Source organism: Rhizobium sp. N731 (assembly GCF_001664145.1).
GTDB lineage: Bacteria > Pseudomonadota > Alphaproteobacteria > Rhizobiales > Rhizobiaceae > Rhizobium > Rhizobium esperanzae.
Genome location: NZ_CP013601.1, coordinates 2,886,969 through 2,911,321 on the forward strand (window position 1 = coordinate 2,886,969; position 24,353 = coordinate 2,911,321).

19 protein-coding genes are annotated in these 24,353 nt (G+C 61.4%); 5 read left to right on the forward strand and 14 right to left on the reverse strand.

Annotated elements, in window-relative coordinates; all coding sequences use genetic code 11:
• Positions 1-67 precede the first annotated feature (67 nt).
• The gene (locus tag AMK02_RS14270; RefSeq protein WP_064803739.1) at positions 68-1,102 is read right to left on the reverse strand and encodes an aldo/keto reductase; all 1,035 of its coding nucleotides are present in this window, start codon (positions 1,100-1,102) and stop codon (positions 68-70) included.
• Positions 1,103-1,193: 91 nt separating this feature from the next.
• On the opposite strand from AMK02_RS14270, the gene AMK02_RS14275 reads away from it, so the two are divergent.
• Entirely contained in the window at positions 1,194-2,096 is a 903-nt protein-coding gene (locus AMK02_RS14275) for a LysR family transcriptional regulator (RefSeq protein ID WP_064803741.1), read from the forward strand.
• Positions 2,097-2,300: 204 nt separating this feature from the next.
• Complete coding sequence (locus tag AMK02_RS14280; protein ID WP_064803743.1) at positions 2,301-3,395, forward strand: AbrB family transcriptional regulator; 1,095 nt, start codon at positions 2,301-2,303, stop codon at positions 3,393-3,395.
• Here the strand turns inward: AMK02_RS14280 and AMK02_RS14285 are convergent.
• Complete coding sequence (locus AMK02_RS14285; RefSeq protein WP_064803745.1) at positions 3,355-4,269, reverse strand: AraC family transcriptional regulator; 915 nt, start codon at positions 4,267-4,269, stop codon at positions 3,355-3,357. The two genes, AMK02_RS14280 and AMK02_RS14285, sit on opposite strands and share 41 nt — an antisense overlap.
• Before the next feature lie 32 nt (positions 4,270-4,301).
• Here AMK02_RS14285 and AMK02_RS14290 point away from each other — a divergent pair, with 32 nt between their 5' ends.
• A complete protein-coding gene (locus AMK02_RS14290) occupies positions 4,302-4,709 on the forward strand; it encodes a DUF2000 family protein (protein ID WP_064803747.1) in 408 nt (135 codons plus the stop codon).
• A 68-nt stretch (positions 4,710-4,777) separates the two neighbouring features.
• Here the strand turns inward: AMK02_RS14290 and AMK02_RS14295 are convergent, their stop codons facing one another.
• From AMK02_RS14295 to AMK02_RS14335, 9 genes are all read right to left on the reverse strand, one after another.
• On the reverse strand, positions 4,778-5,443 hold the full coding sequence (locus AMK02_RS14295; RefSeq protein ID WP_011426055.1) for an OmpA family protein: 666 nt from the start codon (positions 5,441-5,443) through the stop codon (positions 4,778-4,780).
• 236 nt (positions 5,444-5,679) lie between these two features.
• Complete coding sequence (locus AMK02_RS14300; protein ID WP_064803749.1) at positions 5,680-6,678, reverse strand: flagellin N-terminal helical domain-containing protein; 999 nt, start codon at positions 6,676-6,678, stop codon at positions 5,680-5,682.
• Between the two features lie 272 nt (positions 6,679-6,950).
• Positions 6,951-10,106 (reverse strand): efflux RND transporter permease subunit, encoded by a 3,156-nt coding sequence (locus tag AMK02_RS14305; protein WP_064803750.1) that lies wholly within the window; start codon positions 10,104-10,106, stop codon positions 6,951-6,953.
• Positions 10,103-11,311: an efflux RND transporter periplasmic adaptor subunit gene (locus tag AMK02_RS14310; RefSeq protein WP_064803752.1), complete on the reverse strand. Its 1,209-nt coding sequence runs from the start codon at positions 11,309-11,311 to the stop codon at positions 10,103-10,105. Before AMK02_RS14310 ends, AMK02_RS14305 begins: the two co-directional genes overlap by 4 nt.
• 266 nt (positions 11,312-11,577) lie before the next feature.
• The gene (locus AMK02_RS14315; RefSeq protein WP_064803754.1) at positions 11,578-12,492 is read right to left on the reverse strand and encodes an adenylate/guanylate cyclase domain-containing protein; all 915 of its coding nucleotides are present in this window, start codon (positions 12,490-12,492) and stop codon (positions 11,578-11,580) included.
• Positions 12,493-12,696: 204 nt separating this feature from the next.
• Positions 12,697-14,247 carry a SpoVR family protein gene (locus AMK02_RS14320; protein WP_064803756.1) on the reverse strand — a complete coding sequence of 517 codons (1,551 nt, stop codon included), beginning with the start codon at positions 14,245-14,247 and terminating at the stop codon, positions 12,697-12,699.
• Positions 14,244-15,518: a YeaH/YhbH family protein gene (locus AMK02_RS14325; protein WP_064803758.1), complete on the reverse strand. Its 1,275-nt coding sequence runs from the start codon at positions 15,516-15,518 to the stop codon at positions 14,244-14,246. Before AMK02_RS14325 ends, AMK02_RS14320 begins: the two co-directional genes overlap by 4 nt.
• A gap of 12 nt (positions 15,519-15,530) precedes the next feature.
• A complete protein-coding gene (locus tag AMK02_RS14330) occupies positions 15,531-17,474 on the reverse strand; it encodes a PrkA family serine protein kinase (RefSeq protein ID WP_064803761.1) in 1,944 nt (647 codons plus the stop codon).
• A gap of 404 nt (positions 17,475-17,878) precedes the next feature.
• The gene (locus AMK02_RS14335) at positions 17,879-18,355 is read right to left on the reverse strand and encodes a VOC family protein (RefSeq protein WP_064803763.1); all 477 of its coding nucleotides are present in this window, start codon (positions 18,353-18,355) and stop codon (positions 17,879-17,881) included.
• 213 nt (positions 18,356-18,568) lie between these two features.
• Here AMK02_RS14335 and AMK02_RS14340 point away from each other — a divergent pair, with 213 nt between their 5' ends.
• On the forward strand, positions 18,569-21,046 hold the full coding sequence (locus tag AMK02_RS14340; RefSeq protein WP_064803765.1) for an ATP-dependent helicase: 2,478 nt from the start codon (positions 18,569-18,571) through the stop codon (positions 21,044-21,046).
• Between the two features lie 27 nt (positions 21,047-21,073).
• Here the strand turns inward: AMK02_RS14340 and AMK02_RS14345 are convergent, their stop codons facing one another.
• Positions 21,074-21,403 carry a hypothetical protein gene (locus tag AMK02_RS14345; protein ID WP_064803767.1) on the reverse strand — a complete coding sequence of 110 codons (330 nt, stop codon included), beginning with the start codon at positions 21,401-21,403 and terminating at the stop codon, positions 21,074-21,076.
• 363 nt (positions 21,404-21,766) lie between these two features.
• Between AMK02_RS14345 and pncA the strand changes: the two genes are divergently transcribed.
• Positions 21,767-22,393 (forward strand): bifunctional nicotinamidase/pyrazinamidase, encoded by a 627-nt coding sequence (gene pncA, locus AMK02_RS14350; RefSeq protein WP_064806245.1) that lies wholly within the window; start codon positions 21,767-21,769, stop codon positions 22,391-22,393.
• A 15-nt stretch (positions 22,394-22,408) separates the two neighbouring features.
• Here the strand turns inward: pncA and AMK02_RS14355 are convergent, their stop codons facing one another.
• Together AMK02_RS14355 and AMK02_RS14360 are read right to left on the reverse strand one after the other, a co-directional pair.
• Positions 22,409-24,001, reverse strand: coding sequence for a hypothetical protein (locus AMK02_RS14355; RefSeq protein ID WP_064803768.1), 1,593 nt, complete (start codon positions 23,999-24,001; stop codon positions 22,409-22,411).
• Positions 24,002-24,083: 82 nt separating this feature from the next.
• Positions 24,084-24,335, reverse strand: coding sequence for a DUF2164 domain-containing protein (locus AMK02_RS14360; protein WP_064803770.1), 252 nt, complete (start codon positions 24,333-24,335; stop codon positions 24,084-24,086).
• Between the last annotated feature and the right edge of the window lie 18 nt (positions 24,336-24,353).

A 24,353-nucleotide genomic window follows, 5' to 3' on the forward strand; every position in this document is an offset into this window, starting at 1 on the left:
TGGGAAAAGATTTCACTCCCCTTTTGTTGTAGACCAGGGGCCATGGACAGGCCGGCCCGCGGCCGCCTCATACGATCGGGGGATTGAGGAGCGCAAAACCCTGCTGCCGTCGATAAGGGAAATAAGGATAAGGCGCCGTCACCGCGCTGACCGCGTCGAGCCTTTCGATCTGATCCTTCGACAGGCTCCAGTCGGCCGCGGCAAGGTTCTGCCTGAGCTGATCCTCGTTGCGGGCGCCAATGATGACGCTCGATACCGTCGGCCGGCCGAGCAGCCAGTTTATCGCGATCTGCGCCACAGCCTTGCCGGTCTCCGCTGCGATCGAATTCAGCACCTCGATGACGTCGAACAGCCTCTCATCGTCGACAGGTGGGCCGTATTGGGCTGTCTCGTGCAGGCGACTTGCGGCCGGCAGCGGCTCACCGCGGCGGATCTTGCCGGTGAGCCGCCCCCAGGCGAGCGGGCTCCAGACGAGAGCGCCGACGCCCTGGTCGGCGCCGAGCGGCATCAGCTCCCATTCGTAGTCGCGCCCCGCCAGCGAATAATAGACCTGATGGGCGACATAACGCGGATAACCCCAGCGCTCGGCCGCGGCGAGCGACTTCATCAACTCCCAGCCGGAAAAATTCGAGACGCCGACATAACGGATCTTGCCTGCGGCGACGAGGTCGTCGAGGGTCGACAGCACCTCCTCGACCGGCGTCGAGGCATCGAAGGCGTGAAGCTGCAAGAGGTCGAGATAATCGGTGCCGAGCCGGCGCAGCGCATCCTCGGTCGCGCGGATCAGCCGCACCCGCGAGGTGCCCCAGTCCTGCGGCCCCTCGCCCATCGGCAGCGCGGTCTTGGTCGAAATCAGCACGGCATCCCGCCGGCCGCGGATCGCCTGGCCGAGCACCTCCTCGGAAGCGCCGGCCGAATAAACATCGGCCGTATCGAAGAGATTGACGCCGGCTTCGAGGCAGATGTCGACGAGCCGCCGCGCCTCTTCGGCATCGGTATTGCCCCAGGCGCCGAAAAGCGGGCCGCTGCCGCCGAACGTGCCCGCGCCGAAGCTCAAAACCGGCACCCTGAGGCCGGATGCGCCGAGATTTCGATATTCCATGATCTGCCTCCTGGGTTTCCTCTGAGATAGACCCGGTCTCTCCGTTGATATAGATTGCCTGACAGAATAGCATCTGTGACTTGAATTCATCATGAGCCGTAAGGACATCAACCGCTCGGGCGAAATGGAAGTCTTCGTCAGCGTCGTCGAGCGCGGCGGTTTTTCCGCAGCCGCCACGGCGCGACGCATGACGCCGTCGGCCGTCAGCAAGCTCGTCGCCCGGCTGGAGGCGCGCCTCGGCGCCCGCCTCGTCAACCGCTCGACCCGTAAGCTGCAGCTGACGCCGGAGGGCTGCGCCTTTTATGAGCGCAGCATCGCCATCCTTGCCGATATTGCCGAGGCCGAACGCCAGGCTTCCTCGGGCGAACAGGCCTCGGGCCGCATCCGCATCAACACCAGCGCCTCCTTCGGTAATCATGTGCTGGCGCCGCTCGTGCCCGCCTTCATGGCGCTTCATCCCGCCGTGACGCTCGATATCACCCACAACGACAGGATTGTCGACCTGATGGAAGAGCGCGCTGACGTGGCGATCCGCACCGGCCCCCTGAAGAACTCCAGCCTGATCGCCCGCAAGCTCGGCGCCACCGGCAAGTTCATCGTCGCCTCGCCCGATTATCTCAGGCATCATGGCGAACCGCGCAGCGTCGCCGACCTCAGCCGCCATTGCCGCATCGGCTTTTCCTACGCCCGCGCCGTGGAGGGCTGGCCACTCAGCGAGAACGGCGAGACCGTGTCGGTGCCGATCACGCCAGGCTTGCAGGTTGGAGACGGCGAAGCCATGCGCCATCTCGCGCTCTCCGGCGCCGGTCTTGCGCGCCTGGCCGCCTTCACCGTCGGCGCCGATATCGAAGCCGGCCGGCTGGTGCCGGTGCTGGAAGCGGCCAATCCCGGCGATATCGAGCAATTCTATGCCGTCTACATGGGCCAGGGCGGACCGCTGCCGGCGCGCGTGCGCGCCCTGCTCGATTTCCTCGTCGGGCATGTTCGACTCTGATGAGATAACAAGGACTTGAGGCGGCGGCTTGAATCAAATTCGCATACTGCGTCACCGGAAGCCAGATTTCGCAATTGACCGCCCTCGCAGCCCCCGCCTATACCGAGGCCGCGCCGACCGGTCCTTGAGCCGGCCTCTCTTCGTCATGCCGGAGCTTCCTCCCACCTCACCCTCAGGACTTGGCACCGGCCGGGAAACGGATTCATGCCACTCAACCACGCACGCCGCCTGCTGCGGGATGCCGGCCTGCCGAAATGGGCGCTGCTGCTCACGCTTTCCACGGCCTTCACCGTCTTTCTCGAACTCTTCGCCCTGCCCGCCTCGCTGCTGATCGGACCGATGGTTGCCGCCATCGCGCTGGCGCTGACCGTCGGCAAGGGAAAGCTTCGCGTGCCGCTTCTGCCGCTGCAGTTCGGTCAGGTCCTCGTCGGTCTGATGATGGCGCTCACCATCACCCCTGATATTCTCGGCGCGATGGCGAAGGACGCGCCGCTCTTCCTGCTGTTCGTCTTCTCGGTCATCGCCATCGCCACCGGCCTCGGCTGGCTCCTGACGCGCTGGCAGGTGCTACCGGGAACGACCGCCGTCTGGGGCTCGTCGCCGGGTGCGGCCTCCGCCATGGTCATCATGTCGGAAGCCTATGGCGCCGATGCCCGCCTCGTCGCCTTTATGCAATATCTGCGCGTCGTCTTCGTCGCCGTCGGCGCTTCGGTGATTTCGCGCCTCTGGGTGGCGGCCGACGGCGGCGAGCCGCCGCCGCTCGTCCTCTTCCCCGCAGTCGACTGGCCGGCCCTTGCGGCGACGCTCGCCTTTGCCGGCTTTTGCGTCTATGGCGTACGCCGCCTGCGCATCCAGGGTGGCATGATCATCGTTCCGCTCTTTTTCGGCGCCTTCCTGCAGGGCGTGGGCCTGCTGAAGATCGAGCTGCCGATGTGGCTGCTCGCCACGGCCTATGCGCTCGTCGGCTGGAGCATCGGCCTGCGTTTCACCCGCTCGATCATCAGCCATGTGGCGCGCGCTCTGCCGCGGGTCGCCGCCTGCATCGTGCTGCTGATGGCGCTCTGCGGCTGCATGGCAGCGGCACTGCACGTCTTCGCCGGCATCGATCCGCTGACGGCCTATCTCGCCACCAGCCCCGGCGGCGCCGATTCCGTCGCCATCATCGCCGCATCAAGCGATGTCGACGTGCCGTTCGTGATGGCGATGCAGACCGGCCGTTTCCTGGTCATTCTGCTGATCGGGCCGGCGCTTGCCCGCTTTATCGCGCGCCGTTCCGGCCTTGCGGAAAACCCCGCCTAAGCATTGTCCACTGCCCGGGTGTAACGCCATAGGCTTTCTTGAAATGACGGTTGAAATGCGCCTGGTCGGCAAAGCCCGTGTCAGCCGCCACATCGGCGAAATTTTCGCCTTCGTCCATCAGCGCCTTCGCCTGCTGCAGGCGCCGCATCAGCATGTACCGGTGCGGGCTGGTGGCAAGGGCCGCGCGGAAATGTCGTGACAACGTGAAGCGGTCGAGGCCGGTGATTTTCTCCAGTTCGCCCGAGCGCACAGGCCGCAGCGCATGCGCCTCCAGGTAGTCGCGCGCTGCCCGCACTTGCTGCCAGGCGACCGTGCCCAGTGGCCGGCGGCGCACCTGCGAATGCCGCGACAGGCCGCCGGCAACGCGGCTGACAAAATCGTCGACGAAAAGCTCGTCCAGCTCCCGATCGAGTTCGCCGAGCGCTCCCAGAAGCACCTTCGCCAAGGCCCCGTCGCCGATGACCGGCTCTTCGACGAAGGGAAGCCCGATCTTCTCCGCCTCCAGGCATTCCATCAGCAGCGAAGGCTCCAGGTAGAGCATGCGGTAGTGCAGCCCGGCCTCCGTCGCCGCCCCGCCGTCATGCTCCTCGTCCGGATGCAAAACGATCACCTGCCCCGGCAGGCTGAAGCGCCGCTCGCCGCGATAGGTGAAGGTCTGGACGCCGTGCAGTGTCACGCCGAGCGCATAGGTATCGTGCCGGTGCGGTTCGAAGACATTACCGGAAAATTGCGCCTCGATACGCTCGATGCCGGGAAAGGCGGGCGCAGTCAGGATGCCGCTACCGGCGGGCGCGGCCAGCGTGCCGCTGCCCCCCTGCGGCTCGCACAAACGTTCAAGACCTTCGAAGACCTGCGGCGTTAAATCCTGGCTCAACGCGTTTCGATACCCTGATGAGAGAGACAGGAATGTTTGATACCAAAATTGCGATCGTCCTGCGAAACAATCTTGCCGGCTGGCAGAAGCTGAACGTCACAGCCTTCCTGTCGACAGGCATCGCCGGGCAGTATCCCGAAATCATCGGCGAGCCCTACAAGGACCGGGCCGGCAATCTCTACAACCCGCTGTCGATCCAGCCAATTATCGTGCTGTCCGCCGACGAAGCGACAATCTCGACCATCCATCGCCGCGCGCTGGAGCGCGAGGTAACCTCCTCCATCTTCATCGAGGAGATGTTTGCCACCGGCCATGATGCCGCCAACCGCGCCGTCTTCGCCGAATATGCCCCCGACGACGCCAAGGTCGTCGGCATCGCATTGCGCGCCGACAAGAAGATCGTCGACAAGATCACCAAGGGCGCGACGATGCAGCATTGATGCAATCGGCAGAAACGAAGAAGGCCGGGCGATGGCCCGGCCTTCTGTTGTCTAAAAGAGCGCCTGACTCAGCCCTGCGTGATCGGCGCGATCTGGATCTCGACGCGGCGGTTCTGCGCGCGGCCGGCCTCGGAGGCGTTGGAGGCGACGGGCTGGGACGGGCCGAAGCCGACGGCGGAGACGCGGCGCTGGTCGATGCCCTGGCCGCCGAGATAGTCGGCAACCGACAGCGCGCGGCGCTGCGACAGGTCCTGGTTATGCTGCAGGCTGCCTGTCGAATCCGTATGGCCGTTGACGTCGATCAGCGTGCGGTTGAACTTGCGCAGCACGATCGCCACCGAATTCAGCGTCGGATAGAAGCCCGGCTTCACGGCATCCTGGTCGACATCGAAGGTGATGTTCGAGGGCATGTTGAGGATGATGTTGTCGCCATTGCGGGTCACCGAAATACCGGTGCCTTCGAGCTGAGCGCGAAGCTCGGCTTCCTGCTGGTCCATGTAGTTGCCGATCGCGCCGCCGGCCAGCGCGCCGATACCGGCGCCGATCAGCGCTGCGTTGCGCTTGCCATGCCCGCCGCCGCCGACGGCCACGCCGACGAGGGCGCCGCCGAGCGCGCCGAGCGCCGCACCGCCCGCCGTATTGGAAACCTTCTGCTCACCCGTATAGGGATCGGTCGTCGTGCAGGCGCTGAGATAGCTTGCTGCGACAGCCAGAAGTACGAATTTCTTGATCATGGACAGGACGGTCTCCGTTCAAAACTGATGCGAGCAAATGGCAAGGATTACGGCAAGAAAATGAAGATGTTCTCTTGATAGGCGAATTTCAGGCGCCGAAACAGCAGCCATGTTGCAGCAATGCGCTGATATCACCAGTTTTAAGGGCAGGCTCGACCACGTTGACAGTGGCCGAGGCGCGCAGCCGCAGGGCGGAGCCTCGAAGGTCGGGGGCGGATGGCTGGGTGGTCGCCCCCTTAGAAATTCTGGAACAGCTGTCTGACCGTATCGTAAGTTGCGTTGGCGATGTTCAGCGATTGCAGGCCGAGCTGCTGCTGCGTCTGCAGCGCCCTGAGCCTGCTCGACTCCTCCTCCATATCGGCATCGACGAGTCGGCCGATGCCGGCGGTGATGTTGTCGTGCAGCTGGGTGGCGAAGTCGTTCTGCAGCTCGATTCGTTTTTCCAGCGCGCCGAAGGCCGAACCGACCGTCGTCAACTGCGTCAGCGCGGCATCGACGACACTGATCATCTCACCGATCTGCCCTTGCGTCGTCGCGGCCGACAGCGAAATGACGACCTGGCCGGCGGTGGTGCCATTTTTGCTGGTCATCAGCACGTAGTTCTGCGCGGTCCCAAGCTCGGTGGCGAAATAGGCCGAGGTCAGCACGCCGTATTCGCCCGAGCCGGTGGCGCGGTCGTCGATCAGATAGCGCGCATCCTTGGAGCTCGTGGCCCCGACAGGCGTATTGTCGATATGGTAGCTCAGCATGCCGATGGAGACCGTGCCGTCGGCATTGCGGATGAAGGACGCCGGGATCTGGCGCGGCTGCGTCGGCGTCGCATCATTGTTGAGGATCACCCAGTTGTCGCTGTTAAAGGTCGCCGATTCCGAAACGCTGCGCAGCTGCTCCTGCAGCTGCTTGAGTTCTTCGTTGATCTTGTTCTTGTCGACCCCGTTCTCGGTGGCGGCGACAAGCTTGGCCTTGATCTCGGAGACGACGTCGATGACGTTCTGCACACCGGTATAGGCCGTGCCCATCGTCGCAGCCGCCATGCCGAGCGCGTCCTGGATCGCCGAAACGGCCTTGTTGTCGGTGCGTGCGGTAGTGGCGATCGACCAATAGACGGCGTTGTCGGCCGCTTTGCCGACACGCAAGCCCGTCGTGATGTGGTTTTGCGTGACCGTCATATTGCGATTGATATCGCGCAGCACATGGAGCGCCGCATCAACGGAGACGCGCTGATAAATACTCACGGGAACTAAACTCCAAAAAAACGCAACAGAACGCAACTGGACTACGAATGAACCATCCACGCAGACACTCATGTCCGGGGGCGCTGGATCCAGCGCATTGCGGCCTTCGAGAAACAGAGAAGACCAGTCGGTTCCTGATCACGATCATTGCCGCTTATGCTTAATAAACGGCTAAACTTCAGACGAAATTTATCTTGTTCCGCAAGACTTGATATACCATAAAAACCCCGCCAAATGGGAATTTTGCGGGGTGTTTCAGTCGGGATCTAAGCTCATTCGGCAGCTTGCAGCTGTTCCTCGTCGGGTGCTGCGCGCCTACGGGTGGCGACCGCCATCTCCTCGTGAAGGCGTGCTTCCTCATGGGCGTGCGGCTTGGCGAAGCGGGCAAGCAGCAGATAGGCGACCGGCGTGATGAACAACGTCACCAGCGTCGCGAAACCGAGACCGCCGACGATTACCCAGCCGAGTGCCACGCGCGCTTCCGCACCTGCGCCATGGGCAAAGACAAGCGGCACGCCACCGAGGATGGTGGCGATCATCGTCATCATGACGGGGCGAAGGCGCAGCGCGCAGGCCTTCTCGATCGAGGACCGCACGTCCTCACCGCGATCGCGCAGCTGGTTGGCGAATTCGACGATCAGGATACCGTTTTTGGCCATGACGCCGACGAGCAGCACTAGGCCGATCTGGCTGTAGATATTGAGACTGGAGCCCGTGATGATGAGCGCGAAGACGGCGCAGGCAAGGCCGAGCGGCACCGTCGACATGATGATCAGCGAGGACAGCACGCTTTCGAACTGTGCGGCCAGCACCAGAAATATGATGACGATGGCGAAGCCGAAAGTCAGCGCCATGCCGTTTGAATTCTCCTCCAGCGTCGCCGCTTCCGCGAGCGGCAGCAGACGGGAGCCTGGCGGCAGCAGCGGCTCGGCAAGCGCCGTGACCTGCTTGACCGCATCGCCGAGCGACATGCCGTTCCTGAGGCCGGCGGTGATCGCGACGGAAGCGAGCTGCTGTTCGCGATTGAGCTGCGGCGCGACCGAACCTTCCTTCATCGAGGCGATGACCGACATCGGCACGATCTTGCCGTCGCCGGTCTTCAGGAACACGTTTTCGAGATCCGTGGGATCGTCGATCGGCCGTGTCGTCGAGGTCAAAAGCACGGGATAGGATTCGCCATCGACAAAGACGTCGACCACTGAACGCCCTTCGAGCAGCGACTGGATCGCCGTCGACAGCCCGGTGATGTCGATGCCGAGATCCGAGGCGCGCTCGCGGTCGATCGCCACCGATACCTGCGCCTGGCTGGGCTCATTGGTCAGGCGCGGCGTATCATATTGGCCGGTGGCGTCGAGCGCCTGCACCAGCTTGGCGGCCGCTGCCGTCAGCGCCTGGTGATCGTTACCAACAAGCGCCATCTGCACGCCGCTGCCGGCGCCGCGGATGCGCAGGCTGTTGGACGAGATGGCGTTGCCACGCAGCGCCGGCACCTTCGCCGCCGCCTGGTTGATGTCGCCGACGATCTCCGCCTGCGTCCGATGCCGCTCTCCCCAGGGGGCGAGCGTCAGCACCATGAAGCCGCTGTTCAAAGAACCGCCCTGCCCGGAGATCGAAAAGACATTGCGGATGTCGCCGCTGTCGACCAGCGGCTGCAGATATTCCTCGACGAGCTGCATCTTGTCGCGGGTATATTCGAGGCTCGATCCCTGCGGCGTCGTCAGCCGCATCATCACCAGCGACCGGTCCTCCTCCGGCGTCAGCTCGCTCTTGACCGTCGAGAAGGCGATCAATGCCGCACCGGCAAACATCACCGAGAAAAGGATGATGACGAAAGGTGCGTTGAGGCAGCCGTGCAGCGCCCATTTGTAGAGGTTGGCAAAAGCCCCGCCGACGCGGCCGAGCGCGCCGTGATCCTCGATCATCGGCTTCGTCAGCATGCGCGAGGCGAGCATCGGGCACAATGTCAGCGCCACGATCGACGACAGCCCGACCGAGAAGGCGAGCACGAAGCCGAACTCGCGGAAGAGGCCGCCGACCTGCCCCGGGAGGAAGGAAAGTGGGATGAAGACGGCCGCCAGCGTCGCCGTCGTGGCGATGACGGCGAAGAACACCTCGCGTGTGCCGAGCACGGCGGCCGCCCGCGGTCCCATACCCTCGGCGCGCCGGCGCACGATGTTTTCGAGCACCACGATCGCGTCGTCGACGACGAGGCCGGTGGCCAGCACGATGGCGAGCAGCGTCAGAATGTTGATCGAGAAGCCGACCATATAGATCGCAGCCAATGTCCCGATCAGCGCCACCGGCATGCTGACCGCCGGGATCAGTGTCGCCCGCCAGTCGCGCAGGAAGAGATAGATGACGGCGGTGACGATGACGGCCGCAAGCACCAGCGCCAGCACCACCTCATGGATCGCGCCCTGAATGAAGACGGCGTCGTCGCTGGTGATGGCGATCGTCGTTCCCTCGGGCAGCGTCTTCGACAGCTGCTCGACGGCGGCCTTGATGCCGGTCGAGATGTTGAGCGTGTTCGACTGCGCCTGGCGGATGATGCCGAGGCCGATGCCGGGCTTGCCGTTCGAGCGCAGCGCCGTATCGCCGTCGCGGGGTCCGAGCGTCACGGTCGCGACGTCGCCGAGGCGGACGCGGTCCTGCAAAATGACCTTGGAGAAATCCGCCGGCGTCTGCAGGTTGGCGGTGGCGCGCACGACAATGTCCTGCGTCGTGCTTTTCAGCGAACCGGCCGGCACGTCGAGCGCGGCATTGTCGAGCGCCTTGGTTAAGTCGCCGATGGTGAGCCCGCGGCTGGCGAGCGCCCCCTGATCGACATCGACGCGGAAGACCTTTTCCTGGTCGCCATATTCCTCGACGTCGGCGACACCATCGACGGAGGCCAGACGATCGATCACCTCGTTCTCGACGAGCTGCGTCAGATCGTCCATGTTCAGCTTGGTGGAGGTGACGGCAAGGCGCATGATCGCCGAGGAATCCGAATCCGCCTTGACGATCTGCGGCGCATCCGCCTCGTCGGGCAGGTTCTGGGTGATGCGGCCGATCGCATCGCGCACGTCGTTGGCGGCGACCGCGAGATCGATCGCATCGGAAAATTCGAGCGTCACCCGGCTCTGGCCGAAGGAAGAGGTGGACGAGATCGACTTCAGGCCGCTGACGCGGGCGACCGCGCCCTCGATCACTTTGGTCAATTCCTGGTCGATCGTCTGCGGCGACGCGCCGTCGAAAGTGGTGCGCACGGTGACGACGGGACGGTCGACATCCGGCAGCTCGCGCACCTCGACGCCGACATAGGCGGCAAGGCCGGCGACGACCATCAGCGTGTTGAACACCAGCGCCAGAATCGGCCGGCGAACGAAAAGCGCGGTGAAGCTCTGCTTGCCCGACGATCCGCCCTGGTGAATCTCGGTCACGCTCATTGGGTCGCGACCTCCCCGTTCGCGGCAACATCGGCGGAAACACGCACCGCCCCGCCCTCACGCACCCGCTGCAGACCCTGCGTCACGATCTTGTCGCCATCCTTGAGGTCGGCTTTGACGAGAATGAAGTCGGGATTGCGCTGCACGATGCTGACCCGCACCTTATGCGACTTGTCGTCAGCCACCTGCCAGACGAAGGAGCCTTGCGAATCCCACTGCACGGACTGCGGATCGACCGCCGGATATTTGTCGCCGGGGAATTTCATGCTGACGCTGAAGGACATGCCGGCGCGCAGCTCGTCCGACGAGTTGTCGATCCGGGCGCGCAGGCGCAGCGTGCGGCTCGCCGCATCGATGCGGTTGTCGACCGCCTCGATCACGCCCGAAAACACCTGCCCCGGCTTGGCCACCGACATCGCTTCCACCGGCTGGCCGACCTCGACCGTATTCGAAAAACGCTCCGGCACCCAGAAATCGACAAGGATTTCCGAACGGTCGTCCAGCGTGACGATCGGCGTTGATGTCGTGACATTATCGCCGATATTGACCGGCACGATGCCGACGATGCCGTCGATCGGGGCCGTGATGTTGCGCCGGGCGAGATTGAGCTCGGCGGCCTGCAGCTGCAGCCGCGCGCCCTGCTCGGCGATCTCGGAATCGAAAACGTCCATGCGCGACACGCTGGACTTGATGTTGTGATAGAGATTGGACTTCTCGACCGCAGCTTTCACCGCCACATCCGCCTGGCCGCGGGCGATCACCTGCTCTTCGCTATCGAGCTTGGCGAGCACCTGCCCGGCCTTCACCCTGTCGCCCGACTTGATGAGGATTTCGCGGATCGTTCCCGTGGCCTGCGGCGTCACCGCGACGGACCGGATCGCATCGCCTGTACCGATCGCATTCAGCCGGTCGTTGACGACGCCTTGAACGACGGCCCGCGTCGCGACGAGAATGGCGCTGTTGCGCCCGCCGCCGCCGCGGCGGTTTTGTCCCTGTCCCTGCCCTTGGCCCCGTTGCCCCTGCGCCCCGGCGGAAGCATCGGCATCGGCGGTTTCAGGAGCTTTTGGCGCGATCATCGAAACGAGGCTATCCGGAATGCCTGCATCGCGCATCTTATCGCCGGCGCCGGGCGCAAAGAAAACCCACGCGGCAAAACCGGCAATGATGACGATGAGCGAAAGTATAAACTGCTTCCAAAAGGCCATTCACGTCTCCGGAGGGACTCGAGGTTGGACCAGGGTCGGTCGAAAGAGGCGCTGCGGGATCAAGCTTCCCATCTGATGCGACAATATCGCGCTTTTACAGCTTACCGACAAGCATAAGCACCCGGCATTACCGATTTGTAATATCAGCGAAGAATGGGAATAATCCGGCCGCTCACTTTTGCTTGAATGGAGCTCGCAAAGGTCTTCGATGCTGCCGGTCTATGACGAAGATCGCTCAAAACCCATGAAAAATGAGGGGCGGAAATCTATCGGCGCATCGCCCATCGCAGGCCGATCATCGCGGCGATTCCCAGTATTGGCCAAACCGCCCAGAAGGTTCCACTCCAGGTGAGGACGTTGATGCCGATAATACCGAGCGCCGTGATCGCGAGTGTCACCATCCTACGGTCGAAACGCGCCTGGTCACGATTCCAGGCAAGCGCTGCAATGACGATGAGCGCAAGCAGCGGAAAGCGGGCCCAGAAAACTCCGTTCCATGTGAGGAGATTGATGCCGACGAGTACGGCGGCGATGACGCCGAGCACGCTGAACAGCCTTCGGCCGTAGCCGGCAGCCGGTCTTGCCTCGGCGGTAACCGGAGCCGCCGGCTGGGGCTGAACGGTGGTGGGTCGTTCCGCAGGCTGCGCCTCCTGGCCTCCGTCGCCGATCTTGACCGCATAGCTCGGCACGCCCTCGTCGACATTCTTCACCGTCAGCGGCCCGAGAAATTCGAAACCAACAGCTACCTTGTTGCGCACCTGATCGTAAACGGTGCTCGATATCACGATGCCGCCGGGGGCGGCCGAGGCCTGCAGCCGCGCGGCGATATTGACACCGTCGCCATAGATGTCACCGCCGTCGACAATGACGTCGCCGAGATTGATGCCGATGCGGAAAAGCATGCGCCCGTCGCTTGGACGGCGGGCATTGAAGCCGGCGAGTTCGTTCTGAGTATCGACAGCGGCGCGCACGGCTTCGACCACACTCGGGAACTCGGCGATCAACCCGTCGCCCCAAGTGTTGACGACACGTCCGCCATGGCTTTCGATCAGGTGTCCCATCGCCTCGCGGCAGCGCTTCAACGTCGCAAGCGTCCCCTCCTCGTCGGCCCCCATCAGCCGCGTATAGTCCTGCACGTCAGCACAGAAGATCGTCGTCAGCTTCCGCCGCGTTTCACTCATGGTCACTCGCCTTTGCTATCGGCCCCGAAAGGTCGCTGCAAAGCCGGAATTGGGTTGAATGGGGACCAATATGAACGATTGCAGCGGCGGTAAATTACGCAGCCTTTGTATTTGTTGCCATCAATAATTGTCGATCGCCACCCGGATGCGGGCGAAAGGATGGACGCTTACGACGCGCTTAAGCCCGCGCGCCGAAAAAACCGATCATTGAACAATCTTGCGCGGGCTCGCCGTATGTTCCTTCGCCACGGTGCTCGAGCCGTCGATTTCCTGAAGCAACACGTCGTAGCCCCAGAGATCGGCGAGATGTTGCAGGACGAGCTTCGTGTCACCTTCCTGCAGATAGCAGCCGTTCATGACGATATGCTGCAGCAACAGGCGGCGGTCGCCGGCGAGATCGACATCGACGATATCGATGGCCGGATCGGTCCAGCCGATATCGTATTCGCGGGAGAGCTGCCGGCGAATGCGCAGATAGCCTCGCTCATTGTGAATTGCCGAAACCAGCACACCTTCGGTCTGTTCCGGGTCGTCATAGAGATGGAATAGCCGCAACCGCCGGATCAGGTTCGGGCTCAGGAACTGACTGATGAAACTTTCGTCCCGGTAATTTGCCCAAACGTCGCGCAGAACCCCCATCGCGCCGCCTCGTCCCGCAATATCGGGAAACCATGCCCGGTCCTCTTCCGTCGGCTTCGTGACGATCCTCTCGATGTCCTGCATCATCGCAAAACCAAGCGCATAGGGATTGAAACCCGAGAACCGCCGATCGTCGTAGTTTGGCTGGAAGACGACATTGGCGTGCGACTTCAGGAATTCGAGGAAGTTCCCGTCGCTGATCTGCCCCCGCTCGTGAAGCCGGTTCATGATCTGATAATGGACGAAGGTGGCGGTTCCCTCGTTCATCACCTTGGTCTGCCGCTGGGGATGGAAATATTGCGCGACATGACGGACGATGCGAAGGATCTCGCGCTGCCACGGCTGCAGTCGCGGCGCGGATTTCTCGAGAAAATATAGGATGTTATCCTGCGGGAGACCGAGCGCGGCCCGGCGCTTTTCCAAACCTATGTCACCCGCCTTCTTCGCCTTGCCAACGGGAACCGTGCGCCACAGGTCGTTGAACATCTGCTCCTCGTGGGCGCGACGCTCCTGTTCCCGCTTCTCCTCCTGGCGAAGGTCGATGGTGGTCTTGCCGGCATATCGATGCACCCCATGCGACATCAGCGCATGCGCCGCATCAAGCGTTCTTTCGACGGCCGTCTCGCCGTAACGCTCTTCGCAGCGGGTGATATAACCCTTGGCGAAATCAAGGTAATCGAGAATTCCCTCGGCATCGGTCCAGAGCTTGAAGAGATAGTTATTCTTGAAGAAATGATTGTGGCCGAAGGCCGCATGGGCGATGACGAGCGTCTGCATCGTCGCCGTGTTTTCCTCCATCAGATAGGAGATGCAGGGAGAGCTGTTGATGACGATCTCGTAGGCAAGGTCGCGCATCCCGCGGCGGTAGAAGGTTTCATGATGCGCAAAGTGTTTTCCGAAGGACCAATGGCGGTAAAAGAGCGGCATGCCGGTTGAGGAATAGGCATCCAGCATCTGCTCCGAGGTGATGACTTCGATCTGGTTCGGATAGACATCGAGGCCGAGTTCACCGAGCGCGATCTCCTCGCACGCATCATGGACGCGCTGCAGCGTTGCAAAGTCCCAGTCGGCTCCCTCGAACAAGAGCCGCTCTCTTGGCCTCACCGTCATGGTCATGGCGTCACCTTCGGCTGTGCGTCACGTTTCTGGAAGAGATCGTGGAAAACAGGAAATATTTCGCTTCGCCGGCATACCTTGCGCATCGAAAGCGGCAGCGGTTCGGAACGGATCCCGTCATAGAGCATCCAGAGGGGCGATCGCGATACTGAAGAATCGCCGCCTTCCTCGCCGACCTCGATATAGGCGAAATACTGGCACAGCGGCAAAATCTCGCGCAGCAGTTGCCCGGTCAGATTTCCGTCCGAATGGGCATTGTCGCCGTCCGAGGCCTGGGCGCCATAGATATTCCACTCCGCCGGGTCGAAACGCGCCGCGATGATCGCCCGCATGGCGGCAAGCGCGCTCGACACCAGCGTGCCGCCCGTCGCCGGACCGTAGAAGAAGGTTTCCTCGTCGACCTCTTCTGCCCTGTCGGTATGGCGGATGAAGACGATTTCCACTTTCTTGTAGCGTTTCGACAGGAAAAGGTAGAGCAGCAGGTAGAACCGCTTCGCAAGGTCCTTCATGTGCTCCGACATGGAGCCCGAGACGTCCATCAGGCAGAACATCACCGCTTTGGCGACAGGCTTCGGCTCGTTTTCGAAGCGGCGATAGCGCACGTCGAGCGGATCGATATAGGGAATGCGCCGGCTTTTTTCCGTCAGGGATTTGAGTTTTGCCTCAAGCGCCAGACGGGCCTCTTCGTCCTCACATTCCTCGATCTGCCGCTGCAGGGCTTCGATCTCTTCGCGGCGTGGGCGGCCAAGCGCAACGCGGCGCATCATCGCCAGCTTCGTGGTGCGACCGACGGCAATGTTGGCAGGGGATCCCGATACGGAATAACCGGCCCGGAACGGAGTTTCCTCCTCCGTTTCGGCTAGGCGCCGCTTGGCAAGGTCCGGCAATTCAAGGTCATCGAGGAACACATCGAGGAATTCCTCCCGCGTCAGCACGAAGCGAAAGCCGTCCTCACCGTCGCCTTCGCCTGCATCTTTTGGTTTTCCACCCTTCCCACCCGGCGGCCGCGGAATGATGTCGCCTTCGACGAAAGCCCGGTTCCCGGGCAGGATGTGGTCGGCGATGCCGCCTTCGCCCCGTCGAAAGCTCGGTTCGGCCATTCCATCGATCGGCAGGCTGATCTCCCCACCGTCGAGCACGTCTCGAATGTTTCGATTTTGCAGCGAACGTTTCACCGCCTGCTGCACCGCTCCCTTCATGCGTCGAAGGAACCGCTGACGATTTTCCAGACTTTTACCGCGCGGATTTAGCCGCCGGTCGACAATGTGCATAATGGCTCCGCATTAACTTGCCTGTTTGACGCGCATGTACCATTCGACGAGGCGCCGAACCTGCCGTTCCGTGTAACCTCGCGCGGCCATGCGCGAGACGAATTCGCTATGCTTCTTTTCTGTTTCCGAATCCTTCTTCGATCCGAAGGAAATGACCGGCAAGAGATCTTCGACCTGCGAGAACATACGCTTCTCGATGACTTCCCGGATTTTCTCGTAGCTCGTCCATGACGGATTTTTTCCGCCATTGGCCGCCCGCGATCTCAGCGAGAACTTGACGATTTCGTTGCGGAAATCCTTCGGATTGGCGATTCCCGCCGGCTTTTCGATCTTCGTCAGCTCCTGATTGAGGAGCTCGCGGTCGAGAAGCTGACCGGTATCGGGATCCTTGAAGTCCACATCTTCGATCCAGGCGTCGGCATAATCTACATAGCGGTCGAACAGATTCTGTCCGTAGTCCGAATAGGATTCAAGATAGGCCTTCTGAATCTCGTTGCCAATGAACTCTGCGTAGCGTGGCGCAAGATCGGCCTTGATGAATTCCAGATAACGCTTCTCGACATCGTCGGAAAACTGCTCGCGACGGATCGCCTGTTCCAGCACATACATCAGATGGACGGGATCGGCGCCGATATCCGTAGTGTCGTGATTGAAGGTGGAGGCGAGCACTTTGAAGGCGAAGCGGGTCGATATTCCGTCCATGCCTTCGTCGATGCCGGCAGCATCCCGGTATTCCTGGACACTGCGGGCGCGCGGGTCGCTTTCTTTCAGGCTCTCCCCGTCATAGGTGCGCATCTTCGAGAAGAAGGTCGAATTCTCGTGCTTGCGCAGGCGCGAAAGGACGGAGAAACGCGCCAGCATTTCGAGCGTTGCCGGGGCGCATGGCGCGTCCACCAGTTCCGATCCCTCGATCAGCTTTTCGTAGATCTTCTGTTCCTCTGTCACCCTCAGGCAATAAGGAACTTTGATCACGCAGATACGGTCGATGAAAGCCTCATTGTTCTTGTTGGCCTTGAAGGTCTGCCACTCCGCCTCGTTCGAATGCGCAAGGACGATGCCGGAGAAAGGTATAGCGCCGATATTCTCGGAGCCGATATAGTTGCCCTCCTGCGTTGCCGTCAGCAGCGGATGCAGCATCTTGATCGGCGCCTTGAACATCTCGACGAATTCGAGCACGCCCTGATTGGCGCGGTTCAGTCCGCCCGAATAGCTGTAGGCGTCCGGATCGTTCTGAGAATAGGTTTCCAGCTTGCGGATATCCACCTTGCCAACCAACGAGGAGATGTCCTGGTTGTTCTCATCTCCAGGTTCGGTCTTGGCAATTGCGATCTGGCGCAGTCGCGAGGGTTGTATCCTGACGACGCGGAACCGGGAAATGTCGCCTCCGAAATCGTCGAGCCGCTTCAGACACCACGGGCTCATCAATCCGTTCAGACGCCGCAGCGGGATCCCATACTGCTCCTGCAGGAGCGAACCCATCGTCTCCGGGTCGAAGAGGTTGAGCGGGCTTTCGAACACGGGGCTGATCTCGTCACCGGCCTTCAGCACGTAGATCGGATGAACCTCCATCAACTGCTTCAGCCGCTCCGCCAGCGACGACTTGCCGCCGCCGACCGGACCGAGCAGATAAAGAATCTGCTTGCGCTCCTCGAGCCCCTGCGCCGCATGCCGAAAGAAGGAGACGATGCGTTCGATTGTCTCTTCCATGCCGTGAAAACCCGCAAAGGCGGGATAAACCCGGATAGTCCTGTTCATGAAGATTCTGCCGAGGCGGGCGTCCTTGGCAGTGTCTACCATCTGCGGCTCGCCTATTGCAGCCAGCAGGCGCTCGGTCGCGTTCGCATAGGCGATCGGTTCGGTTTTGCAGAGATCGAGATATTCCGAAACCGACATGTCGCTTTCGCGGCGCGCTTCATAACTGCGTGTGAACGCATCGAATACGGATTCACTCAGCATGGGACCTCCATTAAGGTTATGCCGCAGGCTCTAAGCCGTATAACCATCGAGATGGCCACGGCGTTCCTAAGAATCAATAGTTTCGTAGGTATATTCGACGCTGACCGGCCGTTTGTAGCAATGCACAAAATTGTGCATTCACCGGTAATTTTTTTACTCCGCGAAACTGTTTCCCATTGTAGTTGAGAAAAGGGTCATTGGCATATCAGCACATTTAGCGACGTGACATGAATGTCAAAAAGGTGTGCAATGGCGCCCGTGATTCGAGCCGTGGAAATTCGGCAATCGGCCCGCCGGTGAGAGCAAGCCGGCTCTGACAGCAGGGCACCCAGCGCGCTCCCGCAGCATGGGACCGGGCGAACGTCGCCACGCGCCCGGTATGTTCCTATCATACGCTGGCACTTTTAGCCGTTGAATGCCTTCTCCAGCGCAGCCACATCGATCTTGACCATGCCGAGCATGACTTCGGTGACGCGCCTTGCCCGCTCGCGATCTTCGTCGGCGATCATCTCGGAGAGAGCGCGCGGGACGATCTGCCAGGAAAGCCCCCAGCGGTCCTTCAGCCAGCCGCAGGCCTCCGGCGTGCCGCCATTGGCGAGGAAGGCATCCCATATCCGATCGATCTCCGCCTGGCTCTCCAGCAGGATCGCGATCGAAAAGGAATGATTGAAGCTGTCGAGCGGACCGGCCTTCATCGCCAGGAAGGCCTGGTCGCCAAGCGTGAACTCGATCAGCTCGACGCTGCCGGGAGGACCGCTCGGCGTTTCCGCCGGAAGTACGGTGGTGCGGCCGATCCTGGAATCCGGAATGATCGACACGTAGAATTCGACGGCTTCGCGTGCCTGCTCCGCGAACCAGAGATTTGAAATGACCTTGGGCATGGACAGCCTCCTGAGTTGGCGAGTATCCCGGACTTCTGTCCGATGCTTCGAGGACGTCTGGTCGCCGCCCGTTCCGACAGGCTGCAATCGGAATTTTTTCGCCGCCCACCCGCGGCGGCCTCGCCGCCCACACCGCTGCAATAGCGGTGATTCCAGAATGAAAGCAGAACATCTTTTCTGGTCTTTCCTTCCCGAATCACTACATTACGCGCCATGAGCAATAGTTTCGACGATATTCCCTTCTTCGACGAAGAGCCGGGCGAAGTGGCGCGCAAGCCGCAGCCATCTGTCGCAACTGCCGAAAGGCCAGCCGCCGGCGGCGGCATCGCCGCACGCGCCATGGCGGCCCGTGACGGCGGCAAGCGGCCGGATTATCTCGCCGGATTGAACCCGGAACAGACCGAAGCCGTCGAAACGCTGGAAGGCCCCGTCCTCGTGCTCGCCGGCGCCGGCACCGGAAAGACGCGGGTGCTGACGACCCGCATCGCCCATATCCTCAATACCGGCCGCGCCTTCCCGTCGCAGATCCTCGCCGTCACCTTTACCAACAAGGCCGCGCGCGAGATGAAGGAGCGCATCGCCCTGCTCGTCGGCGGCGCCGTCGAAGGCATGCCCTGGCTCGGCACCTTCCACTCGATCGGCGTCAAGCTCCTGCGCCGCCATGGCGAGCTCGTCGGCCTGAGCTCCGGTTTCACCATTCTCGACACCGACGACGTCGTGCGCCTGATCAAGCAGCTGATCCAGGCCGAAGGCCTCGACGACAAGCGCTGGCCGGCCAAGCAATTCGCCGGCATGATCGACACCTGGAAGAACAAGGGCCTCGGCCCCGCCGATATCCCCGAGGGTGATGCCCGCGCCTTTGCCAATGGCCGCGGCCGCGAACTCTATTTCGCCTATCAGGCGCGCCTGACGACGCTGAACGCCTGCGATTTCGGCGACCTGCTGATGCATCCGATCACGATCTTCCGCAAGAACCCGGATCTCCTGAAGGAATATCACGGCCGCTTCCGTTATATCCTCGTCGACGAATATCAGGATACCAACACCGCCCAATATATGTGGCTGAGGCTGCTGGCCCAGCGCGCCAAGGGCGAGCCGCAGAATGTCTGCTGCGTCGGTGACGACGACCAGTCGATCTATGGCTGGCGCGGCGCGGAGGTCGACAATATCCTACGCTTCGAGAAGGATTTCCCCGGCGCCAAAGTCATCAAGCTGGAGCGCAACTACCGTTCGACCGAACATATCCTCGGCGCGGCCGCCCACCTGATCGCCCACAATGAAGGCCGCCTGGGCAAGACGCTATTCACCGACCGCGCCGATCCCGACGACGTCAAGGTGCAGGTTCACGCGTCCTGGGACTCCGAGGAGGAAGCCCGCGCCATCGGCGAGGAGATCGAGCAACTCCAGCGCAGCAAGCATCTGCTGAACGACATGGCGATCCTCGTGCGCGCCTCCTTCCAGATGCGCGAATTCGAAGATCGCTTCGTCACCCTTGGCCTTAACTACCGCGTCATCGGTGGCCCGCGCTTCTATGAGCGCCTCGAAATCCGCGATGCCATGGCCTATTTTCGGCTCGTCGCACAACCGGCCGACGACCTCGCCTTCGAACGTATCATCAACACGCCGAAGCGCGGCCTCGGCGATACGACGGTGCGCGCGCTACATGATTATGCCCGCGCCCGCGACGTTCCGATGTTGGCGGCCGCCGCCGACATCATCGAGACGGACGAGCTGAAGCCGAAGGCGCGCAAAGCCCTCTTCGACGTGATTCAATCTTTCCGCCGATGGCAGGAACTGCTTGAAAACACACCGCATACCGAACTTGCCGAGCAGATCCTCGAAGAGTCCGGCTATACCGACATGTGGAAGAACGACAAGAGCGCGGAAGCCCCGGGCCGTCTCGAAAACCTCAAGGAACTGATCCGCTCGATGGAAAGCTTCGAGTCGATGCGCGGCTTTCTCGAACACGTCTCCCTTGTGATGGATGCCGAGACCAACGAGAACCTCGACGCCGTCTCGATCATGACGCTGCATTCTGCCAAGGGCCTGGAATTCGACACCGTCTTCCTCCCCGGCTGGGAGGAAGGCCTGTTCCCGCATCAGCGCTCGCTCGATGAAAGCGGCCGCGCCGGCCTGGAGGAGGAACGCCGCCTCGCCTATGTCGGCATCACCCGCGCCAAACGCCGCTGCCACATCTGGTTCGTCTCCAACCGCCGCATTCACGGTCTCTGGCAATCGACCCTGCCCTCGCGTTTCCTGGACGAACTGCCGGAGAGCCATGTCGAGGTCGCCGAGATGGAGCAGAGCTACGGCGGTTACGGCCGCGGCGGCTACGGCCAGTCCCGCTTCGACAAGGCCGAACCCTTCGCCAATTCCTATTCGACCCCCGGCTGGAAGCGCGCCCAGGCCAACAAGACCGATGCCACCCGCGACAATTGGGGCACCCGCTCCGGCCACGCCGTCGAACGCATCGGTTACGGCGAAAGCGGCCCGAAAGGGCGCATGATCGACGGCGAACTGGTGGCGAAGTCCACGTCCTCGGAGCCGTCGCGCTTCACCCTCGGCGACCGCGTATTCCACATGAAGTTCGGCAACGGCAACATCACCGGCATTGAAGGCAACAAGCTGACGATCGATTTCGATCGCGCCGGACAGAAGCGGGTGCTGGATGGGTTCGTCGAGCGCGTGTGATTTTGCGGTGATACTGCGTAGGAGCCCTTATCCGAACATCCGCATACTGCTGAGCCCGAGAATATCGTTCAGCAGGGCGACGATCGACAGCCCGATCAGGAACAGTCGCCGATCCCGGTCATATTTTGCGGCGAGTAGGGAGTCGCGCGCGAGCAGATCTGCAAACACCTTCACCTGAATGGCGATACCGACAATCAGGAACGACATCGGCAGCAGATCGACGCGGCTCCAGTCATTGGGATTGGACACCCAGAGACTGATGAAATTGAGGGAGAAACCAAGAATGATCCCGGTCGCCGTCAGCGACCCGTTGCGGAACGTCGCATCGATCTTTTCATCTGCTTGAGGCTCGGACATGGCTTCAATCTCGATTTGCTGATGAGCCAAGAAAGGCAGAAATCGCGGCGGCGGGCAAGGTCGAGCGGACGCCGCCGTCGAAGAAGGCGCTGCAGCGGCTGGGCCGGTAAACCGATGACGGCTGACACCGGGTAAATGAGACTCTGCGGGGCGATCCGCAGTGTAAAACCTCCGCCTTCCCGCCGTTTCGAGAGGAGAGTCGCCGCAGTCATTATCTATGGTTGTATTAGCGCCTGCTTTTTCGATCGATCACTACCGCAGGTACGAGAATTAACACTTGCGCACCCGCGCCGGGAAATCCACTAGTGGTGTGTTCGGTGCATTTGGTATTTGCATTGTAATAACGCGAAGGGATTGGCCTTGATGAAAGCGCTGCTGCTCGTCGATATCCAGAACGGCTTCTGTCCGGGCGGCAATCTGCCGGTGCCGGACGGCGACAAGGTGGTTCCCGTCGCAAACCGGCTGATCGACAGCGGTAGATACGATCTGATCGTCGCCTCGCAGGACTGGCATCCGCCGGGCCACGGCAGCTTCGCCTCCGCCCATCCGGGTGCCCGCCCCTTCGAGATGGGCGAATTGTCCGGCAAGCCACAGATGATGTGGCCCGACCACTGTATCCAGGGTACGCTCGACGCCGAACTGCATCCGGAACTGAGGTCCGAAGAGATCGACCTGATCCAGCAGAAGGGCGAGGATCCCAGGATCGACAGCTATTCGGCGTTCCGCGACAATGACCGTGATGCCTCGACCGGTCTTTCCAATTTCCTCCGGGAACAGGGTGTCACCGATCTCGACGTCTGCGGGCTGGCGACCGATTACTGCGTCAAGTTCTCGGCGCTCGACGCGCTCGAGATGATGCCGGGCGTGCGCGTACGCTTCATCGAGGACGCAAGCCGCGGCATCACGCCCGAAGGTGTTGCCATCGCCATTGACGAGATGAAGGCGCATGGCATTGCTGTGATTAAAAGCGCAGATGCCTTGCGCCAATGAGCTTGCGATCACCGACTACTTCAACAGATAGACATCGAATGTCTCATCGCTGCCGGCAACGAGGCCGAAGCGCTTGACGAGAGTCGTCTCGCTCCGGAATGCGGAAATGTTCTCTGGCGTCAGGGATAGCAGCCAATTGTAACTTTCGCGCAATGCGACCGGCGCGGTAATCCGGTCAAGCCGCTGTGAGAGAAGAATGACGACGGGGGCATGCTCGCTCTGCTGCAGTTGCCGCGCCGTCTGTAGAATGTCGGCAAGGCTGAGCGAAAGCCGCGCATTACGGGTATAGTGCACGATGGCACCGAACCGCTCCTCCCTTAGAAGGTAGGTGCGATTGGAAACGTAATAGGGCAAGGCTTCCACGAGATAGTCGGGGTCAGCCACGATGATCGCATCCTCGAGATCAGGACGAGATTGAATGAACGAGCCGAGATCCCGGGCTCGGCTGAGCGGCATGTCGGTGAAAAGGAACCGATGGACCTTCTCGATGCCGGACGCGACCTGCAACGCGAGCAATATCATGAAGCACAGACGCCCGATCTTCACGACGACGCCGGCAGCTTCGGTGCCGGCAACATCGGCGAGGCCCGGCCGAGGCGGCAGGGTCAAAGCGGTCACTGCGATCATGAAGACCAGCCACAGTGCCTGATGCCTGTAGCTACCTGGATAGACGAGCGTAAAAAGCAGGGAAAGCCCGAGGAGAACGAGTGCTGCTGCGAACATCGCCGGTCGCCGGTTCGCCAGCCCCAACAGGCTGCCATAGATGAGCACGGCCATAAGCGACGCGAATATCCGGGCGAACAATGGATCGGCCAAGACCAGTGCAACGATCCGATCGGGGTAGAACGCCATGAAGTAGGAATTGGTGGCGACAAGCGCCGAAAGGACAAGCAAAGCGAAATTCTTGCCCGCAAGATCGTTCTGCCCCGCATCATTGAAAGTCGGATAGACCGTCATGACGCAGAGAACAATGCCGATGGCGGCAATGGCAGCAGCTGTCACAAAGGCCCGATATGCGCTCAGAGGGGGTCTTGGCCGCGCCAGCACCAGATCGAAAAACCAATAGGCGAGGAAACCTCCGACGAGCACCACCGAATGGACGTTGGTATTGGCCAGCAAGGCGAACAGCAGGCCGAGCAATATCCCATTGCGTAGGCCTTTCTCCCAATTCAGGACGATAAGGAAGACCACCAGCATGCTGATGCCGTAATTTCGCGACATCGCGGCATAATCGAAAATCGAAAAGCTGCTGAACAGCGACAGCAGCATGATGGGAAGGGGCAGTTTCAGCCGGAAAACGAGAAGATATGCCGCGGCCGCCGCAATCGTCAGTGCGGCGATTTTCAGGACAACAGGTGAGCCGACCATGATATAGGCGGCGCGCAGCAGGATATACCAGAGAGCAGGATGCCCCTCACCATGCAACTGGCGAAGCATAGCGGCGAAATTGTCCCCCTGAAGAGCCAGCGACAATGCGCGAACCTCGTCACGCCATACCGTTTCGGACCAGCAAAGCGCAGACGCCAGCGCAAGCCAGACGAGAAACAGCATCGCCTTGCCGAGCCTGGCGGATCGAGGTTCATCAATAACAGAGACAATCAGGGCCAAATGACACCAATCTGGTGAAGGAAAGCGCCGATCGTATCGCCGCAGACATAATTTGGCGTTAAGTAGGCCTGCCGCCTGATTTTCAGACGCTGGATTTCTGCTCTCTCTCAAGAAGATGAATATCTTCGGCCACGTCTTCCATTCTCTTCAGTAGGGCAGCCTGAGCATCTCTCAGCCCCTGATTGTAGAAGTACGGGCCAATCTCCTCGGTGAAAAAGTCGAGCAGGAATTCGGCCGGCAGGGTGCCGATGGGATCCAGTTCCCGGTCGAAACAAGCGCGGATGCGCGAAACGATCTCAGCCTTTTCTTCCCTGGAAAATTCGATCTTCTGCATGCCTGCCTCTCCGACAAA

Coding starts and splice junctions, on each gene's coding strand:
- AMK02_RS14270 (WP_064803739.1), bottom strand. CDS start 1,102: ATGGAATATCGAAATCTCGGCGCATCCGGCCTCAGGGTGCCGGTTTTG.
- AMK02_RS14275 (WP_064803741.1), top strand. CDS start 1,194: ATGAGCCGTAAGGACATCAACCGCTCGGGCGAAATGGAAGTCTTCGTC.
- AMK02_RS14280 (WP_064803743.1), top strand. CDS start 2,301: ATGCCACTCAACCACGCACGCCGCCTGCTGCGGGATGCCGGCCTGCCG.
- AMK02_RS14290 (WP_064803747.1), top strand. CDS start 4,302: ATGTTTGATACCAAAATTGCGATCGTCCTGCGAAACAATCTTGCCGGC.
- AMK02_RS14295 (WP_011426055.1), bottom strand. CDS start 5,443: ATGATCAAGAAATTCGTACTTCTGGCTGTCGCAGCAAGCTATCTCAGC.
- AMK02_RS14305 (WP_064803750.1), bottom strand. CDS start 10,106: ATGAGCGTGACCGAGATTCACCAGGGCGGATCGTCGGGCAAGCAGAGC.
- AMK02_RS14310 (WP_064803752.1), bottom strand. CDS start 11,311: ATGGCCTTTTGGAAGCAGTTTATACTTTCGCTCATCGTCATCATTGCC.
- AMK02_RS14315 (WP_064803754.1), bottom strand. CDS start 12,492: ATGAGTGAAACGCGGCGGAAGCTGACGACGATCTTCTGTGCTGACGTG.
- AMK02_RS14320 (WP_064803756.1), bottom strand. CDS start 14,247: ATGACCATGACGGTGAGGCCAAGAGAGCGGCTCTTGTTCGAGGGAGCC.
- AMK02_RS14325 (WP_064803758.1), bottom strand. CDS start 15,518: ATGCACATTGTCGACCGGCGGCTAAATCCGCGCGGTAAAAGTCTGGAA.
- AMK02_RS14330 (WP_064803761.1), bottom strand. CDS start 17,474: ATGCTGAGTGAATCCGTATTCGATGCGTTCACACGCAGTTATGAAGCG.
- AMK02_RS14335 (WP_064803763.1), bottom strand. CDS start 18,355: ATGCCCAAGGTCATTTCAAATCTCTGGTTCGCGGAGCAGGCACGCGAA.
- AMK02_RS14340 (WP_064803765.1), top strand. CDS start 18,569: ATGAGCAATAGTTTCGACGATATTCCCTTCTTCGACGAAGAGCCGGGC.
- AMK02_RS14345 (WP_064803767.1), bottom strand. CDS start 21,403: ATGTCCGAGCCTCAAGCAGATGAAAAGATCGATGCGACGTTCCGCAAC.
- pncA (WP_064806245.1), top strand. CDS start 21,767: ATGAAAGCGCTGCTGCTCGTCGATATCCAGAACGGCTTCTGTCCGGGC.
- AMK02_RS14360 (WP_064803770.1), bottom strand. CDS start 24,335: ATGCAGAAGATCGAATTTTCCAGGGAAGAAAAGGCTGAGATCGTTTCG.